We start from the raw sequence: 17,619 nt of genomic DNA on the forward strand, positions 1-17,619 counted from the left end.
CTGGTGCCCTGGCCCTTTTTCGTTGTGCGGATTTCGGTTGCGACGGTGTTCATCTCGCTGTCGATTGGTCGGCATTCCGTGCTTTGTCGCTCTGTTCGCCATCAGGACCGCGTACCGTCGCCGGTCGTGGCACTTGATCTGGTGCGTTTGCTGTGGGGATGCGAAGTGGCGGGCGACGGGAATCCGATCGAGGGTGGCGCGACGGTTTCCACGGTCGTATTGGTGCACGGCGGGCTTTGGGAGGAGATGACTGGGGACTGGTTCTGGAAGACGCCGGGGATCGTGAGCGGGCTTCGGCGAGAGGGGTTCGTGGTGTTCGCGCCGGATCGTCTGCGGCGGGCGGTGAGCTGGGGGGATGAGGTCGAGCACCTGGTCGCGAGGCTGCCTGCGGGGCCGGTGACGGTGGTGGCCGGGTCGAACGGGTGCTCGGTGGCTGTTCGGCTCGCGTTGGCTGTGCCCAGGGTCGAGAAACTGGTGTTGGCTTGGCCTGCGACGGCGTCGGATCCGGTTGTGGATGCGCGTGTCCGGGCCGGGATGGTGGTGCGCGGGGCGGCGGAGTGCGAGATTCGTGCCTTGCTGGCTGGCCGGACTCTTCGTGGTGTGACTGATGATGAACTGGGTGCGTTGACTGTGCCGGTTGGTGTGGTTCCGTCGGTGTCGGACAATCCTTTTCACCAGCGGCGTACTGTCGATGCCCTTCTTGAGGGTCTGCCATGTGGTGAGGAGCTGCCAGGGTGTCCGGAGCCGTCTCGGCCTGACTTTCCCGGCTATTTGGAGGGGTTCGTCGCGTCGGTCGCGAAGTTCGTGCGGGGCTGAGTCTTGGCCCTGAGGGTAGGCCGGTGTGGTGCGCGGTTGTTCTCCGAACTGCCGTTTCCAACACAGTCCTGCGCGATTTGCTACGCGCGTTAGGGTCATGTGGGTGACCATGTCGCACTCGCACTCGCACTCGCGCTTGCCGGTGGAGGTCGAGGTCTTCACCGTATCCGTTGTCCGTTTGATCGAGGTCGCCCCACCGGTTGTCCCCGATGAGCACGTGCTGGAGAGGGACCGGTTGTGGGCTGAGACGGCGGGGGCCAACCCGGCATTGTTCGACGGTCCGGTCGTGGCGTGTGCGGACCTGCGGGTGCACGAGGCCGGTGAGGTGGTCGTGTCGTGGGCGCGAGTGACCTATCGGCATTTCGCCTTGCGATGGGTGGTGGGTGCGCGGGCGTGGGGATCGGTGTTCGTGTCGGTCGCACAGCCGACGACGCGTGGCGGCGTGGTGGTAGATCGGATGTCGTCGTCGACCGCGGCGGCCGGGCGGTGGCAGTTTTCCGGCGGTTCGGCCGAGCAACCCGCCGTAGGTGTGGTGTTGGAAGAGGCGCACTTGCGGGCGCACGCGGCTCGGGAGCTGGCCGAGGAGGTCGGGGTGGTCGTCGATCCGAGTGCGCTCAGACTGTGGGTGCTGACTCGTGGCGAGCATGGCAACATCGGTGTCTTCTACCTGGCTCCGCCGCTGCCTTTCGCCGAGATCACAGCCCGATTCGAGGCCACTGTGGCGAGCGAGCGGGCCGCGGGACGCGAGCCGGAGTTCGCGGAGATCAGCACGGTCGATTCGCCGACCGAACTCGCGGAGTTGCCCGGTCGCCGGGTCGACTATCTGGGACCTTTGGTGGACAGGCTTTCGTCGGAGTGATCGGCGTCATTGCGTTCCGGTGATGAGGATGCCGCGGACGCGGTCGTCGAGTTCGACAGCGGCGGGGAGTCCTCTGGCGCGATAGTGCGCGATGTCCATGCGCATTCGGGTGAGGGCTTTGCGGGTGCGGCGAGAGCGGACCCCGTCAAGATGGTCGAGACCGCGGTGCCAGGTGGCGCAGGCTTGTTCGACGGCTCCTCGCTTGAGGTGGTTGGTGCCGCTGGAGATCAGGTCGAGGGTGATGATGCGGGCGTAGGTGTGGTTGGGGCGGGCGGTGGCGGCGCGGGCGTAGTGCTCGGCCGCGGTCCGATGGTCGCCCAGCGTTGGGCCGCGCCGTGCTGATTCGCGTCGTAGTGCTTCCAGCCCAACAGGTGCACGCCGCGGCGGCGACGGAGTAGGCGGTGGTGGTGAGGAAGCGGCGGCGGTCGAGTTCGCCTTGCCACAACGGCATCAACGCGTCCAGCGGGTCGGCAGTGAGGTCGAGCCCGGCGCGTTCGTCGTCGATGTCGGCGGGCAGCCCGAGGTCTCCGGGGGTGAGCAGACGCCTGAGCCGTCGGGAGAGTGCCACGGTGAGGAAGCGGCCGGTCTCGCCACGCGGTGTGGCCCCGGAGATCCGGTGTTCGATGGCGGACTTGTTGGTGCGCAGGGAGCTTCCGCACTCGGCGGCCACGTCGCGGACCGCTTTGGCCAGCGCCGGATAGGTCAAGCCCGACTCGGTGACGAGGTCACGCAGGCGCTGGTTCGGTACGCGTTCAGCCATGGCCACAGCCTCCTCGTATACCCGATATACCGCTCGGCACCCCGCGAACCGGCCACAGGCGCGCGGGTCGTGGGCCACAAGGTGGGCTTGACCTTGAAGGCCATGCAGGAGCTGGCACGGGTGGACACGCCTGATTCGGGCGTGTTGCTCGACGGGATGGTGCTGCCCGATGGCGGCCGGTTGTCGATGGGCGAGTTGATGTGCTCGCGGGTGGAGGCCGAGATCGGGTTCCGATTCGACCGGGACCTGGTCGGTGCGCGGGTCACCGCGCGGGACGTGCGGAACGCGGTGACGGAGGTGATGTTGGCGTTGGAGGTCATCGATACCCGGTTCGAGGATTGGAGGATCGGTTTGGTCGACAGCATCGTCGACAACGCTTCCTCGGCGCGGGTCGTCACAGGGCCCGCGGTCGCGTTCGCGCCCGGTTGGGATCTGGCCGCCGAACGGGTGGGTGTCTCGGTGGACGGTGTGCCGGTCGCCGAGGGGCCGGACCAGGTCCGGGCTTCCAGGACGCTGGTCCGGATGTTCTGATTGCCTTCGCGGCGTCCGTGCTGCGGCTGTGGGAACGCAGGTTTGCCGCTACTGAGGCGACAGCGGCCGCTCGCGTGTGGGCGCGGTATTGAGGTTCCCTCGTATTCGTGTGGTGCGCGGGGCGACTCAGGGGAGTGCTTGGTCCAGTGGTGCGACCCAGAACGTCGACCATGTCTCGACCCGCCCACGACGTGCCTGGCGGCACCGCCGGAAACGACCAAGTACATCCAGTACGAGGCCGTTCCGGCGGCACCGCCGGCCACGCCGTGGACACGCCGATACACGGCCGACGTTCTGGGTCGCACCACTAGGAGGTGGCCCGCGCCACGCTTTCGTTCAACTGGGCCAGTCTGGCGGTGATTCGGGTTGATCTGACGTCGGCGAGTGCCTTGCTTGCACGGCGTGCGAGTGAACGTGCCTGTTCGGGCTCGCCTGTTGTCGCGTGGACCTCGGCCAGGTCGATCATTCGTCCAGCGCGGCCGCGTAGGCGGTCGGTGCCGATGCGGGGGAGGAGGTCTTCGAATCGTCGGATCGCTTCGGTGTGTTCACCGGCTGCTGCCAGTGCTTGGGTGGTGATGGAGTCGAGGTGGTCTGCGGTGAGGAATCCCGCCCACTCGGGGATGTTGCCGCCGCGAGCTGCGAGGGTTTCGGCCTCGCGGATGTGGCGCAACGCTCGTGACCTCTCGCCGGACTTGGCGAGGTGTCCGGCCAGTCCGGCGTGCAGGTTCGCACGTACCAGCGTGCACACTCGGCGGTCGGATAGGGCTGCGTCGACCAGACCGGCGGCTTCGGAGGGGAGTGCTTCGCCGACTTGTGCGGCGACGTTCAGGAGGACGTGCGCACGTAGGTCGGGGTCTACCCCCTCGTCTGCGGTGCGTAGCGCGAGGGTGGAGAGTTGGCGTGCGGAGTAGGTCCGTCCGGCGTCGAAGTGGATCCAGGCGGTCCGGTCCGCGAGCGCCCCGACGGCCGCGCTGAGTGCTATGCGGGTGTCGTCTTGCATGGGCGCGTCCAAGAGGCTCACAGCCCATCGGAGGGCGCCGGTGGAGAGATCGGCGGCGACCGCGCCGCCGAACCGGAGATCCATCGTCGTGTAGACCGCTGTGGCCTGCTGGACGGCCTCGACCTCGGACCTACCGACGTGCCCAGGGTGGTCGCTCGTCGTCAGGCCGTCCAGGAGCCGGGCGAGCGGGTCCGGGGTGTGGCTGCCTGTCAGCATTGCCGCAGCTGCCGCGAGTAGCTCTCGTCGGTTCACATCCTCACCCAACCCTTGAACGCCCAGCGTTCGTTCGTACGCGGCTATCAGGTCCGGCGTCGCTGTCCGCCGCCCGGTCTCCACCATGCCAAGGGTCGACTTGCCGTAGTGAACCCGGCTCGCCATCGTCGCCAGACTGAGCCCGGCACTCTCCCGCGCCGCTCTCAGCACCCGCCCCGTCTCGTGCACGCGGACCGCTCCCCTGGGTTGTGGACGGCTGTGGACGCCAGAGTTCTTCCGATGACACTCCGCGACGGTCACGCTACTACCGAGGCGCAAGCCTTCCGGAAGGGTTGGGGATGACAATCCCCTCAATGTCGTCCCCAACCTATCCGGTTGCCAGCGCATCCATATCCGACATATACAGAAACTCAAGGGAGAGCTATGGCACTCGCTATCGTGCGCAACCCAGCGGATTTGATCGCGCGAGGTCTCCACGATCGTGTGGTGGCGCAACTGATCCGCGAGCACGCCGGGATGACCGGAGACGAAGCAGTTCGTATCGTGGACGCCACCATCGCGTTCTTGACCATCTGTGCCGAGAACCCCGACCAGCAGTTTCGTCCGAGCAAGCGCGTGGACCTGGGGTGGCATATGTTCATCCTCAACACCCGCGACTACGCTGCGTTTTGCACGCGGGTGCCGGGTTTCTCCACCACGTGCCCGACGAGTTCGTCCGCCCGAAGACCACGCGGACCGACATGCGTGTGGCGTTGGCGCCTACGGTGGAGGCGCTGGTCGCTGCCGGGTTCGAGGTGGACGTGGAGTTGTGGGCGACGGGTACGGGTGACTGTTCGCAGTGCCATGCCGGGTGCACTGATTGCGGCCAGGGTGGGGGCGACGGCGGTCTCTGTCGGTAGAGCGAGGGATGTGGATGACGACCCGTCGTGAGTGGGGTGAGCTGCCTGAGCAGGTGAGGGGTGCGGTGGAAAGTCGCACCGGTCCCGTCGTCAAGGCGGAGTCCGCGAGCTCTGGTCGCAACTCGGAGTTTGCCGCCACGTTGTGGACTTCGCAGGCGGTGGTCTTCTGCAAGGGAATCACGACGGCGTCGTCGTTGTCCGTCATGCATCACAATGAGATCAGCATAAGCCCATTCCTTCCCAGGGAACTCGCGCCGCGCTTGTTGTGGCATGTCGAAGAAGAGGGGTGGCTGCTGCTCGGTTTCGAGCACGTGACCGGGCGGCATGCCGATCTGTCCCCAGGGTCGAGTGATATCCCGCTGGTGACCGATGCGGTGAATGTCATCGCCCGTACACCTGTGTCGACGAATCGGCGTGCGATGGCCGTGCAGTGGGCGAGAGTGCTCAAGGCCGAGATCCATGCCGATCCACCTGACCAGGCATCTCCGTGGTCCGTCGAAAACGTGGGTGAGCTCACTGCTTGGGCCGGACGGGCACCGGAGCACATGGATGGCTCGGCGCTCATTCATACCGATCTGAACCCGGCCAACTTCCTCATCTCGGATACGGCGCAGGTGGTCGATTGGGCGTGGTGGCGAACCGGTGCCGCGTGGATAGATCCGGCCTTCGTGCTCATCCGGCTCATCGCCGCAGGACACTCGCCTGCCCAGGCGGAACAATGGGCCAACCGGATTTCGGGCTTTCGGGACGCCGATTCTGATGCGCTGACTGCCTTCGCGGCGTCCGTGCTGCGGCTGTGGGAACGCAGGTTTGCCGCTACTGAGGCCACGGCGGCCGCTCGCGTGTGGGCGCGGTATCGGCTCGGGGAGTCGTAGGCTGGGCTTTGGCGGAAATGCACAAGCGCCTGGCCGGGAAGGCTCAGGCGCTTGTGTGGGTGAAGGTCAGGCGAAGCGGTACTCCGTCAGGTCCTGGACGTGGTGGTAGCCGACCTTCTCCACCACCGCCTGCATCTGCGCGTACTCCAGGTAGTGGATGCACGTGCACGCGTCCGCCCCGTCTTCCAGCGCGCGTGCCGTCGTCTCGCCCAGGAGAGCTGCCGCGTAGCCGCCGGAGCGGTGGTCGGGGTGGACGAAGACGCCGGAGGGGCGGACGACGCCGCCGATGGGGCGGGCTCGGCCTGCGGCGCCGACGATGGTGTCCTTGTCTTCCCAGAGGATGAGGCGGGTGCCTTCGACCTGGTCGGCGACCATGTGGTGCATGTAGCGGAGGATGTCGTCGGGGGACATGCCGGAGTCGCGCATGGTGGTGGAGAACCAGGTGGCGACCTGGTCCACCTCGTCCGCCCGGCCAAGGCGGGGGGAGCCGGGGATCTGCGGGATGCGGTTGGCGTTGGTGCACACCATCAGCCACTGGTCGCGTTCCCGCTTCGCCGTCCTACCCGTCACCTCCGCCCAGCGTCCGGCGAAGGCCGTGGCCGCCTCGGTCGGGCCGTTGACGCCCGGGAGCCAGGTTTCCTGCTTGGCCAGCTCCTCCGCGAGCGCGAGCGCGGCCGGGGTGGGCATGTCGGTGATGGTGGGGCGGTAGGGGGCGTGCACCCAGGCCGCGCCGACGACCTCGTCCGTGCTGTCGACCACCCAGCGCGGGTGGGCGGGGGAGTCGCCGGGGAGGGCGCCGGAGGGGTCGTAGGTGTGGTAGAGCAGGACGTTGTTCTCCACCGGTTTGCGCAGCAGCCACGGGCCGACTTCCGCCCGGAACCGGTCGATGTCCGTGGTCGAGCGCACCCGCATGTTTCCTCCCGGGACCGTCCTCAGTGCTGTCCCGCCCGACGGTATGGACGCCGCGCCGGGGCCCGCAATGGTTCCCGGACCTGGGCTTTCCCAGGATGTCAGGGGTAGGTTCCCAGCCCGTTCGGGACCGTCGGCCGATTCGCCGGGGATGGTCGCGGCGCGAGTCTTGGACGGTCGAGAGGGGGTGCGGACCGTGGAGCCGATCGCGATCACCGGCATGAGCTGCAGGCTGCCCGGACCGGTCGACTCCCCGGACGACCTGTGGCGGTTCCTGCTCGCGGGCGGCGACGCGGTCGGGGAGGTGTCTGCGGATCGGTGGACCGACGCCCCGGGTGTGCCGACGGCGGGCGGGTTCCGGGCGGACGTGCACGGTTTCGACGCGCAGTTCTTCGGTCTGTCGCCGCGTGAGGCCGCGATCATGGACCCGCAGCAGCGGATTGTGCTGGAACTGGCTTGGGAAGCCTTGGTGGACGCGGGTATTCGGCCGTCGACAGTGGCCGCTTCGGATGCTGGTGTCTACATCGGAGTCAACAGCGACGATCATGGTCGCGAGCTGCTCGCCGATCTGTCCGGCATCGAGGCATACTCCGGTATCGGCTCGTCGCTGTGTGCGATCCCGAACCGGGTGTCGCACGCCCTGGACCTGCGCGGCCCCAGCATCGCCGTCGACACCGCCTGTTCGGCCTCGCTGGCCGCCATCCACCTCGCCTGCCAGGCGTTACGTGCGGACGAGGTGCCGTTGGCGGTCGCGGGCGGGGTCATGCTCATGATCGGCCCGGGTCTGACGGCCGTGATGGCGGCTGCGGGTGCGTTGTCGCCCAGTGGCCGCAGCAGGCCGTTCGCCGCGAGTGCCGACGGGTATGCCCGGGGCGAGGGTGCGGGTCTGTTGGTCCTCAAGCGACTGTCCGATGCGGAACGCGATGGCGATCGGGTGCACGCGGTCATCCGGGGCAGCGCGGTCCGGCAGGACGGTCGCACCGACGGCATCATGGCACCCAGCCGTGAAGCGCAGGCCCACCTGCTCCGCGCCGCCCTCGCCGCCGCCGCGTTGGAGCCCGCCGACATCACCTACGTGGAGGCCCACGGCACCGGTACCCGTGTCGGCGACCCGACCGAGGCCGCGGCGCTGGCCGAGGTCTACGGGGACTGCCTGATCGGCTCGGTGAAGAGCAACATCGGCCACCTGGAGGCCGCCTCCGGCGTCGCGGGCGTGATCAAGACCGTGCTGGCCCTCCGGCACGGCGTCATCCCGCCCACGCTGCATTTCGACGCCCCCAACCCGGAGATCCCCCCGGGCCTGCGCGTGGTGGACCGCCGCACCGACTGGCCGGACGGCCCACGCCGCGCGGGTGTCTCGGGCTACGGCTACGGCGGCACCATCGCCCACCTCGTCCTCGAACAGACCCCCGAGCGCTCCACGAGCCGCGTGTCCGACCAGCTGGCCACCTGGTCGGACATCTCCGCCATCCCGCTCGTCGCCCCGACTTCACCCGTGGCCCGGCCGATACCGCTTCGCCCGGTTCGTCGAGCGAGTGTGCGGCCGCCACGGCTCTACCCGCTTTCCGGCGCCTCGCCCGACGCCGTCCTGGCCGAGGCCGAGCGTCTGGCAACCTGGCTGGGCACGTCCGACGCGCCCCTGGCGGATGTCGCGCACACATTGGCCCACCGCCGGGATCACCTGGCGTGGCGGGCGACCGTGCCCGCGATGGACCGGGACGACCTGATCGCCCGCCTGGCCTATGTCGAGCCGGTGCGCGCACGGGCGGCGAAGCCGGTGTTCGTGTTCTCCGGCCATGGCTCGCAGTGGGTGGGCATGGGGGCCGGGATGCTGGCCACCGAACCTGTCTTCGTCGCGACCCTGGAGCGCCTGGACGCGGTGTTCGCGACCGAGGGAGTCCGCCACCCGGTCGATCTGTTGCAGGGCGGCGACACCCCGGACGCCCAGATCGCCATCTTCGCCGTCCAGATCGGACTCGCCGCCGTCTGGGCCCGGTACGGGGTCGAGCCTGCCGCGATCATCGGGCACTCGGTGGGGGAGATCGCGGCGGCCGTCGTCGCGGGCGCGCTGACCGAAGCGGACGGAGCACGCCTGATCTGCCGACGGTCGGCGCTGCTGCGAGAGGTCGCCGGCACCGGCGCCATGGCCGTCGTCCCACTGTCCTTCGAGGACGCCGCGCTTCCGGGAGTCACTCCGGCGATCGCTGCAGGCCCCAAATCCACTGTGGTCTCGGGAACTCCCGAAGTCATCGAACGATTGGTTGCCGAGGGCCGCGCGCGTCGGGTCGCCACGGATATCGCGTTCCACAGCCCGCACGTGCACCCGCTCCTCGATCGCCTCGCCGCGACCACCCTCAACCCTCGATCCCGGCGAATCCCGCTCTACAGCACCACATCCGACGACCCCCGCGACCCAGGCCCCCGCGACGGCGCGTACTGGGCCGCCAACCTGGGCAACCCGGTCCGCTTCACACACGCCATCGAGGCCGCCATCGCCGATGGCCACGGCCTGTTCCTGGAAGTCTCCCCGCACCCGGTCGTCACCCACGCCATCACCGAGACCGACCGCTCGGCCACCACCGCCCATACCCTGCGGCGCAACCGACCCGAGCGCCTCACCCTCCTGGACAACCTGGGCAGACTCCACAGCGCGGGCGTCCCCGTCGACTGGCACACGATCCAGCCCGACGGCACCCTCACCACCCTGCCCCCCACCGCCTGGCAGCACCAACACCTCCGTGTCGACTTCGCCCCCGCGCGCGAGCAGCACACCCACAACCCCGCCACCCACGACCTCCTGGGCCACCGGACCGTCGTGCACGGCCCCACCCCCACCACGCTCTGGCGCACCCGCCTGGACCTGGACACCCGCCCCTATCCCGGCCGCCACCCGGTCCTCGGCGTCGAGATCGTCCCCGCCGCGGTCCTGCTCGCCACCTTCCTCCGCGCCGCCGACACCCGAACCCTGACCGACGTCACCCTCAAGACCCCGGTCCCGGTGGCGGCAGGCCGCGAGATCCAGATTCTGCACACCGCCACCACCCTCCGCCTCAGCAGCGGCGACAAGGACGACTGGGTCACCCACACCACCGCGTCCACGGCCACCACCCCGGAACTCGAAGAACACCAGGTCTCCCCGCTCGCCGAACGGCTCGACCCGGACTACGTGACCACCACGCTCGCCGAGGTCGGCGTCGCCGCCATGGGATTCCCCTGGCGCATCAGCGAACTCTCCCGCCAGGGCGACCGCATGCTGGCCCAGGTCACCCTCGACCCCACGACCCCGCTCGTCTCCGCCCTGGACGCCGCCCTCTCGCTCGCCGCCACGCACGCGTCCGAGGGCCAAGGCCTGCGCATGCCCGCGCACATCCGTGGCGTCACCGTCGCCGACGAGCACTTCCCCGAGCACGTCACCATCGCCGTCCACGGCCAAGACCTGCGCATCCTCCACGACACCACCACCCTCGCCACCCTCACCGGCATCGACTACGGCGCCGTCGACACCACCCCCCGGTCCCGCGACCTGGTCCACCGTCTCGATTGGACGCCCACGGTCCTCACCGGCACCAGGACCGTGACCCGGATCGTCGTCCTGCACGGCGAGACCCCGCCCCCGCGCATCGGGTTCGACGTCCCCACCCGCTGGGTGACCCACCCCGAAGACCTCACCGACCTCACCCCCGACACCGTCGTCCTCGTCGCCCCCGGCCACGGCCCGCACGTCGGCGTCAGCGCCTTCCAGTCCTCCTGGCTCCTGCTCCGCGCCGCCGCCCACCTCGCCCGCAGGCCCCCGGAGCGCCGGCCGACCCTGTGGTGCCTGACCAGGGGCGTCCTCGAAGCCACCGCGCTCGACCACTCCTCCCTCTGGGGCGTCGCACGCGTGCTCGCCGGGGAGCACCCCGACTTCTGGGGCGGCCTCGTCGACCTCCACCCCGACGCCGACGCCGCCCAGCTCCTCGACGTCTTCCGTGCAGGACCCGCCCCCGACATCCTCACCATCCGCGACGGTGAGACCCGCACCCCGCGCCTCATCACGGTCACCACCCCGGCCCGCCCGCTCGTCTGCCGCCCCGACGGCACCTACCTGGTCACCGGCGGTCTCGGTGCCCTCGGACGCGAGGTGGCCCACTGGCTCGCCGACCGGGGCGCGCGCAGGCTCGTCCTGGTCGGCAGGCGTGGCCTGCCGCCGCGCGAACTCTGGGACGACGTGACGGACCGGGAGGAACGGGCCCGCGTCGACTGTGTCCGGGAGCTGGAGTCCGCGGGCGTCACCGTCCGCGCGGTCGCCATGGACCTCACCGACCGGCTCCAGGCCAAGCTGCTCACCGGAAGCGAGCTGGGCCTGCCCCCGATCCGCGGTGTCGTGCACGCGGCGGGCGTGCTGGACACCGGGTTCGCCGTGGACGTCGACGCGCTCTCGCTGATCCGGGTCATGCGCCCCAAGATCGCGGGCGCGCTCGTGCTGCACGAGATGTTCCCCCCCGGCACGCTCGACTTCCTCACCCTGTTCTCCTCCGCGGGCCCCCTGCTCGGCCTGCCCGGCCAGGCCGCCTACGCCGCCGCCAACGCCTTCCTCGACGCGCTGGCCACGCACCGCGGGCACGACACCGTCAGCCTCGCCTGGACGTCCTGGCGCGGTCTGGGCATGTCCACCACGTCGGAGTCCGTCGACGCCGAACTCCGCGCCCGCGGCACCGGCGACATCACCGCCGCCGAGGCCTTCGCCGCCTGGGACCAGGCCAACGGAACCGACACCGCCAACCTGGCCATCCTCCGCACGATCCCGGACGTCCCCGGCACGCACCGCCCCCCGCTGCTCGCCGGACTGACAGCCCCCGAGACCACGACCGGACCCGACATCCCCGACGACATCCCCGCGGCGGTCGCCGAGGTCGTCGCGGCCGAGCTGCGCGTCGAGCGCGTCGACCAGGGCGGCGCGCTCGCCGAGGCGGGCGTGGACTCCGTGCTGGCCCAGGCCATCCGGGTCGCGCTGGAGCGCCGGTTCGGCGTGAGCCTGCCCGCGACCCTGTTCTGGGACCGGCCCTCGGTCCGCGCCGTCGCCGCACACCTGGACGCCCTGCTGCACCCCGAGCCGGAAGGAGAGCGATGACCAGCCCCGGCACCCGACGCAAGGGCACCGTCCCGTGGCCGGAGGAGGCCGTGCGCCGCTACGTGCGCGCGGGCCACTGGCGCGGGCGGCCACTCGGCGACTACGTGTGGGACTGGGCCGCCGCGCACGGCGACCGGGTCGCCGTGGTCGACGGCGAGACCCGCTGGACCTACCGCGCGCTGGCCGAACGCGTGGACGCGCTGGCCGACCGACTGCTCGGCCTCGGCCTGGCCGACGGCGACAACGTGCTGGCGCAGCTGCCGAACACGGCCGAGTCGGTGGTGTTCTTCCTGGCCTGCCTGCGGATCGGCGTCGCCCCCGTGCTCGCCCTGCCCGCGCACCGCGAGCACGAGCTGGGCTACCTCGCCGACCTCGCCGAGGTCAAGGCGATCGCCACCCCCGACCGGCTGGGCGACTTCGCCCACCAGGTCCTCGCCGCCGAGCTGGCGAAGGCACGCAAGCGGATCGTGCTCGTCCTCGGCGACGAAGTCCACAAGGGACACCACGGCGTGCGCGGGCTGATGGCGGTCGACGGGGACGCGGCCGCGCGCAGGCACCGGCTGGACCGGCTCGGCGTCGGCTCCCGCGAGGTCGCGCTGTTCCTGCTCTCCGGCGGCACCACCGGCGTGCCGAAGATCATCCCCCGGACGCACGACGACTACGAGTACAACGCCCGCCGCAGCGGTGAGGTCTGCGGGTTCGGCCCGGACACCGTGTTCCTGGTGACCCTGCCGGTGGCGCACAACTTCCCGCTCGGCTCGCCCGGCCTGCTCGCCACGCTGATGGTGGGCGGCCGTGTGGTGCTGACCCGATCGCCGCGCCCGGAGGTGGCGTTCGCCATCATCGAACGGCAGCGGGTCACCACCTGCCCGCTGGTCCCGGCGATCGGCCAGCGCTGGGCCGAGGCCGCCCGGACCACCGGGCACGACCTGTCCAGCCTCCGCACAGTCCAAATCGGAGGGTCGGTGCTGCCCGCGGGCTTCGCGACCACGCTCGCCGACGCGCTGGGCTGCCGGGTGCAACAGGTCTACGGCATGGCCGAGGGCCTGCTCAACTACACCCGCCTCGACGACCCGCCGCAGGTCGCCGCCACCACCCAGGGCCGCCCGATCAGCGCCGACGACGAATGCCGCGTCGTCGACGACGAGGGTCGCGACGTCCCCGCCGGTGCCGCGGGCGAGCTGCTGACCCGGGGCCCCTACACGCCACGCGGCTACTTCCGCGCCCCGGAACACAATCTACGCGCGTTCACCCCCGACGGTTGGTATCGCACGGGCGACATCGTCCGGGTCGGCGCAGGCGGCAACTTCGTCGTCCTGTCCCGGATCAAGGACCTGGTGAACCGGGGCGGCGAGAAGGTCTCCGCGCCCGAGGTCGAGGACCTGGCGCTGGAGCTGCCCGCCGTGCGGCAGGCCGCCGTGATCCCGATCCCGGACCCGGAGCTGGGCGAGCGCGTCGGTCTGTGCGTGGTGCTGCACGCGGATCAGGAACTCACGCTTGAGCAGCTCAGGTTGGCGTTCGAGGCGCGCGGCGTGGCCAAGTACAAGATCCCGGAACGGCTGGACGTGCTGGCGGAGCTCCCGCTCACCGCCGTCGGGAAGGTCGACAAGAAGCAGCTGCGCCGCCAGGTGGTCGACGGCGCTGCCCCGGTGCGGGCGTGAAGGCGGAGGAGGACGCGATGACCGAGACGGTGGCCGCGCGGCCGGGTGGGCTCGCCCCCTGGCAGGTGCGGACCGTGCTGGTGGTGCTGCTGTCCGGGCAGCTGCTGTCGGCGCTCGACCAGACGATCGTGGGCACCGTGCTGCCCACGATCGTCGGGCAGCTGGGCTCGCTGGACGACTTCGCGCTGGTCGTGACCGCGTACCTGCTGACGTCCACAGTGTCCACTGCGCTGTACGGAAAACTCGCGGACCTGTACGGGCCCAAGCCGATGTACCTGGTGGCGATCGGCGTGTTCACGGTCGGCTCGCTGGCCGTGGGGCTGAGCCAGGACATGACGCAGATGGTCGCCTTCCGCGCGCTGCAAGGACTCGGCGCGGGTGGGCTCGTGGTGCTGGCGTTCACGATCAGCTCCAGTGTCGTGCCGCCCCGGCAGATCGGGCGGGTACAGGGCATGGTCGGCGCGATGTACGCGCTCGCCTCGCTCGCCGGGCCGCTGATCGGCGGCGCGTTCACCGCGTACGTGTCGTGGCGGTGGGCATTCCTGGTGAACGTGCCCATCGGCGTGCTCGCGCTGGTGGCCGTGGCGACCTCGCTCAAGCTGCCGGTGGTTCGGCGCGAGCACACCGTGGACTACCTCGGCGCGGTACTGCTCGGCGCCGGAGTGTCCACTTTGGTGCTCGCGACCGTGCGCGGCGACTGGACCTCGACCACGACGATCGCCCTGCTGGCCGCGACGGCGGTGTTGACCGTGGCGTTCATCCTGCGGCAACGCAGCGCGCCGGAACCCTTGGTGCCGTTGGACCTGTTGCGTGGCCGGGAAGTCGGCATCGCCATGGTGGTGACCTTCCTCGTCGGCGTCGCCATCATCGGCGGCTACTTCTTCCTGCCCATCTACCTGCAGGTCGTGCGCGGCCAGGACCCGGTGGACGCGGGCCTGAACCTCCTCCCGCTGATGATCGCGGTCATGATCGGCTCCGGCCTCAGCGGCTGGCTGATCTCCTCGGTGCTGGGCCGAATGAAGCCGGTCGTGGTGGCGGGCTGCGCGATCATGACGGTGAGCCTGTACCTGTTCTCCACGTTGGACGCGCACAGCGGGGTATGGTCGGTGTGGGGCGCGGAGGCGGTGCTGGGCGTCGGCATGGGCATGGTCATCTCCAAGCTGATCGTGGCCGTGCAGAACGCCGTCCCGCGCGAGCACATGGGCACGATCACCGCGCAGGCCGCGTTCTTCCGCACCATCGGCTCGTCCATCGGCGCGGCCGTCTTCGGTGCCCTGGTGGCGTCCCGGGTCAGCGGCGCCGACCGGGTCGTCTACACCGACCCGCGCGCCCTGCCCACCGGTCTGGCCGAACGCTTCGCCGACGCGCTGCGCGTCGTGTTCTGGGCGGGCGTCCCGGTGATGCTGGCCGCCGTGCTGCTGACGTTGCTGCTGCCCAACACCCGGCTCCGCGCCGATGTCAGTCCCTGGGGCGAGGAGGGACAGCAATCCGAGCAAGAGGAAGCGAAGGAGAAGGGGATCCGATGAGCGTCTTCACCTGGGGTGACAACTCCAACGGCCAACTGGGCGACGGCGGCCCGGGCAGCCGTGCCACGCCAACCGGGATCGCGGCGCCCGACGACATCCGCCAGGTCGAGGCGGGCAGCGGCCACGTCCTCGTCGTGCTGGACGACGGTTCCGCGCTGTCCTGGGGCCGCAACATCTTCGGCCAGACCGCCACCGGCGGTACCGACAACCGCGACCGCCCGGCACCCGTCCGCGGCCTGCCCGCCCCGATCCGCTCCGTCTCCCTGGGCGGTGGCCACACCCTGTACCTGTTGGCAGACGGCACGGTCTGGGCCTCCGGCGCCGGTTTCTTCGGCTGCCTCGGCGACTCCGCCCACCAGATCAGCCCCGTCCCGATCCCCGTCGAGGGCCTCCCCGGCCCGGCCACCCAGGTCGTCGCGGGCGGCGGCCACAGCCTGGCACTGCTGGCGGACGGTTCGGTGTGGACCTGGGGCCGGGACGACTACGGCCAGCTCGGCGACGCGGGTGAGCTGAAGCCCGGACACGCCACCCAGGAACACATGGGCAAGTCCTACCCGGTCCGCTTCATTCCCGCCCGCGTCGAAGGCCTTCCCGAGGTGGCGTCGCTGTACGCGGGCGGCGGCCAGAGCCTCGCCCTCCTGGCCGACGGCTCCGTACTCGCCTGGGGCTTCAACGACTGTGGCCAGCTCGGCGACGGCACGACGACCCACCGCGCCGCCCCGGCCAAGATCGACGCGCTGAGCGGTGTCCGCGCCCTGGCGGGCGCCTACCACCACACGCTCGCCCTGCTGGAGGACGGCACGGTCCGCGCCTTCGGCCTCAACGACCGTGGCCAGCTCGGCAACGGCAGGACCACCAACAGTTCCACCCCCGTCGCCACCCTGAATCTCACCGACATCACCGCCATAGCCGCTGTGGGCGGCGGTTCCGACGCCGAGCCCGGGAACGCGGGCCACAGCGTCGCCCTCCGCGCCGACGGAACCGTCTGGTCCTGGGGCTGCAACGACAACGGCGAACTCGGCGACGGCACCACGGAAAGCCGCGCGACCCCGGTCCAGGCGGCAGGCTTGTCCGGCGTCCGCCACATCACCGTGGGCGGCGAAGTGCCCCAGTTCCGCGAGAACCCCGGCGGCGGCTACACCGTCGCCCTGGCCTGAGGGAGCCCGTTCATGACCACGGTGACCGGCAATACCCAGGCCGTCGCGTCCTGGCTCACCGCCAACGCCCATCCACTGCCCGGAACCAACGCTTCGCAAGCCCGGCCCGCGTTGTCGCCGCTGCGGGACGTCGTGGGTGACGCCCGGATCGTGGGTATCGGCGGGTCGGTGTATGGCTCCCACGAGCAGTTCACCCTCACCACGGCCGTGATCCAGTACCTGATCGAGGAACTCGGCTTCCGCACGGTCGCGACCGAGGAGGACTGGGACGTCGCGCTCCCCATCGACGAGTACGTCGGTGGTGGTACAGGCGATGTGGACGCCCTGGTCGCCGATTCGGGGATGCCCTGGCGCACGCGGGAGACCCGCGAGCTGCTGGAGTGGTTGCGGGACTACAACTCCCGTGCCACCGAGCGAGTCCGGTTCGTGGGTGCCGGGGTGATCGACACCCGGGCCGAGGTCTACGACCTGGTATCCGACCACGTGGGCCGCGTCGCCCCTGAGCGGGCTGCGGATCTGGCCGCGCACTTCGGTCCGATCCGGCCGACCGGGCCCGACCACGTGGGGTGGTTCTTCACGCAGGCACAGGACAAGGACGCATTGGTGGCGCACGCGCGAGCCGCGCTGGAGCTGGTGGAGTCACTGCCTCGTACCGCGGGGGACCAGACACACGAACTGGCTGTGCAGCACACGCGGCAGATCGTGGGCTTCTACGAGCACTACACCCATCACGTGGTGGAGGATGGGTATCGAGACCGGTTCATGGCGGACAACCTCGCTTGGTGGCATGAACACACCGGACACCGGATCGCCTACTGGTCCACCACGGCGCACAGCTTCCGGGCCGATGAGCTCGCCATTGCCATTCCACCCAAGGGGACCATCCGATTCCGGCCCACCGGGCGGCATCTCCGGGATCGGTTCGGGGACGGGTATGCGTCATTGGCGTTGAGCTATGGCGAGGGGGAGGTCGTCTCCGGTTGGGGGCTGCCGCCGTTCCAGCGGCGCGTCGTGGGAACTTCGTCGGTGCCGGATGGGTTCGTGGACTCCGTGTTGAACTCGGTGGAGCATGAGAGTTATCTGGTGAGTTTCCGGGGAGAGTTGCCGGACGAGGTCCGAGAGTGGCGGGCGAGGCAGGGACAGGCCAGGGTGATCGGCTCGGTGGCGTCTCCCGATATCCCCTCGGAGTCCTACTGGCTCACCGGCGGCACCCAGACCGACTGGTACGACGCCGTGATCCACACCCGCACCAGCACCCCCACCCGGGACCTCTGACCCCAAGCGACAAGAGTGGTTCGTGGTG

At 70.1% G+C, this 17,619-nt stretch carries 12 protein-coding genes; 9 read left to right on the top strand and 3 right to left on the bottom strand.

Annotated elements, in window-relative coordinates:
• Positions 1–45 precede the first annotated feature (45 nt).
• Entirely contained in the window at positions 46–816 is a 771-nt protein-coding gene (locus C503_RS0107460) for an alpha/beta hydrolase (protein ID WP_211222337.1), read from the top strand.
• Between the two features lie 103 nt (positions 817–919).
• Positions 920–1,675 carry an NUDIX hydrolase gene (locus tag C503_RS0107465; RefSeq protein WP_211222338.1) on the top strand — a complete coding sequence of 252 codons (756 nt, stop codon included), beginning with the start codon at positions 920–922 and terminating at the stop codon, positions 1,673–1,675.
• Positions 1,676–1,820: 145 nt separating this feature from the next.
• Here C503_RS0107465 and C503_RS44375 read toward each other — a convergent pair whose 3' ends face one another.
• Positions 1,821–2,435 (bottom strand): NsdA family TPR-like regulatory protein, encoded by a 615-nt coding sequence (locus C503_RS44375; protein WP_211222339.1) that lies wholly within the window; start codon positions 2,433–2,435, stop codon positions 1,821–1,823.
• Between the two features lie 87 nt (positions 2,436–2,522).
• Between C503_RS44375 and C503_RS38460 the strand changes: the two genes are divergently transcribed.
• Positions 2,523–2,966 (top strand): 2-keto-4-pentenoate hydratase, encoded by a 444-nt coding sequence (locus C503_RS38460; RefSeq protein WP_156893048.1) that lies wholly within the window; start codon positions 2,523–2,525, stop codon positions 2,964–2,966.
• A 307-nt stretch (positions 2,967–3,273) separates the two neighbouring features.
• Here C503_RS38460 and C503_RS0107475 read toward each other — a convergent pair whose 3' ends face one another.
• Positions 3,274–4,479, bottom strand: a complete 1,206-nt coding sequence (locus C503_RS0107475; RefSeq protein WP_169514510.1) for a helix-turn-helix domain-containing protein — start codon at positions 4,477–4,479, stop codon at positions 3,274–3,276.
• 613 nt (positions 4,480–5,092) lie between these two features.
• On the opposite strand from C503_RS0107475, the gene C503_RS0107485 reads away from it, so the two are divergent.
• Complete coding sequence (locus C503_RS0107485; RefSeq protein WP_026316057.1) at positions 5,093–5,953, top strand: phosphotransferase family protein; 861 nt, start codon at positions 5,093–5,095, stop codon at positions 5,951–5,953.
• A 66-nt stretch (positions 5,954–6,019) separates the two neighbouring features.
• On the opposite strand, the gene C503_RS0107490 is transcribed toward C503_RS0107485, so the two are convergent.
• Entirely contained in the window at positions 6,020–6,865 is an 846-nt protein-coding gene (locus tag C503_RS0107490) for a GNAT family N-acetyltransferase (protein WP_018681566.1), read from the bottom strand.
• A gap of 193 nt (positions 6,866–7,058) precedes the next feature.
• Here C503_RS0107490 and C503_RS0107495 point away from each other — a divergent pair, with 193 nt between their 5' ends.
• The 5 genes from C503_RS0107495 to C503_RS0107515 are packed head-to-tail and all read left to right on the top strand — an operon-like array spanning position 7,059 to position 17,591.
• Positions 7,059–11,972, top strand: coding sequence for a type I polyketide synthase (locus tag C503_RS0107495; protein ID WP_245572425.1), 4,914 nt, complete (start codon positions 7,059–7,061; stop codon positions 11,970–11,972).
• On the top strand, positions 11,969–13,633 hold the full coding sequence (locus C503_RS0107500; RefSeq protein WP_018681568.1) for a (2,3-dihydroxybenzoyl)adenylate synthase: 1,665 nt from the start codon (positions 11,969–11,971) through the stop codon (positions 13,631–13,633). Before C503_RS0107495 ends, C503_RS0107500 begins: the two co-directional genes overlap by 4 nt.
• Before the next feature lie 17 nt (positions 13,634–13,650).
• Positions 13,651–15,159, top strand: coding sequence for an MDR family MFS transporter (locus C503_RS38470; RefSeq protein ID WP_156893049.1), 1,509 nt, complete (start codon positions 13,651–13,653; stop codon positions 15,157–15,159).
• Complete coding sequence (locus tag C503_RS38475; RefSeq protein ID WP_018681570.1) at positions 15,156–16,316, top strand: RCC1-like domain-containing protein; 1,161 nt, start codon at positions 15,156–15,158, stop codon at positions 16,314–16,316. Before C503_RS38470 ends, C503_RS38475 begins: the two co-directional genes overlap by 4 nt.
• 12 nt (positions 16,317–16,328) lie before the next feature.
• Positions 16,329–17,591 (top strand): erythromycin esterase family protein, encoded by a 1,263-nt coding sequence (locus tag C503_RS0107515; RefSeq protein WP_018681571.1) that lies wholly within the window; start codon positions 16,329–16,331, stop codon positions 17,589–17,591.
• Positions 17,592–17,619 lie beyond the last annotated feature (28 nt).

The sequence above is a fragment of the Actinokineospora enzanensis DSM 44649 genome, from assembly GCF_000374445.1.
Taxonomy (GTDB): domain Bacteria; phylum Actinomycetota; class Actinomycetes; order Mycobacteriales; family Pseudonocardiaceae; genus Actinokineospora; species Actinokineospora enzanensis.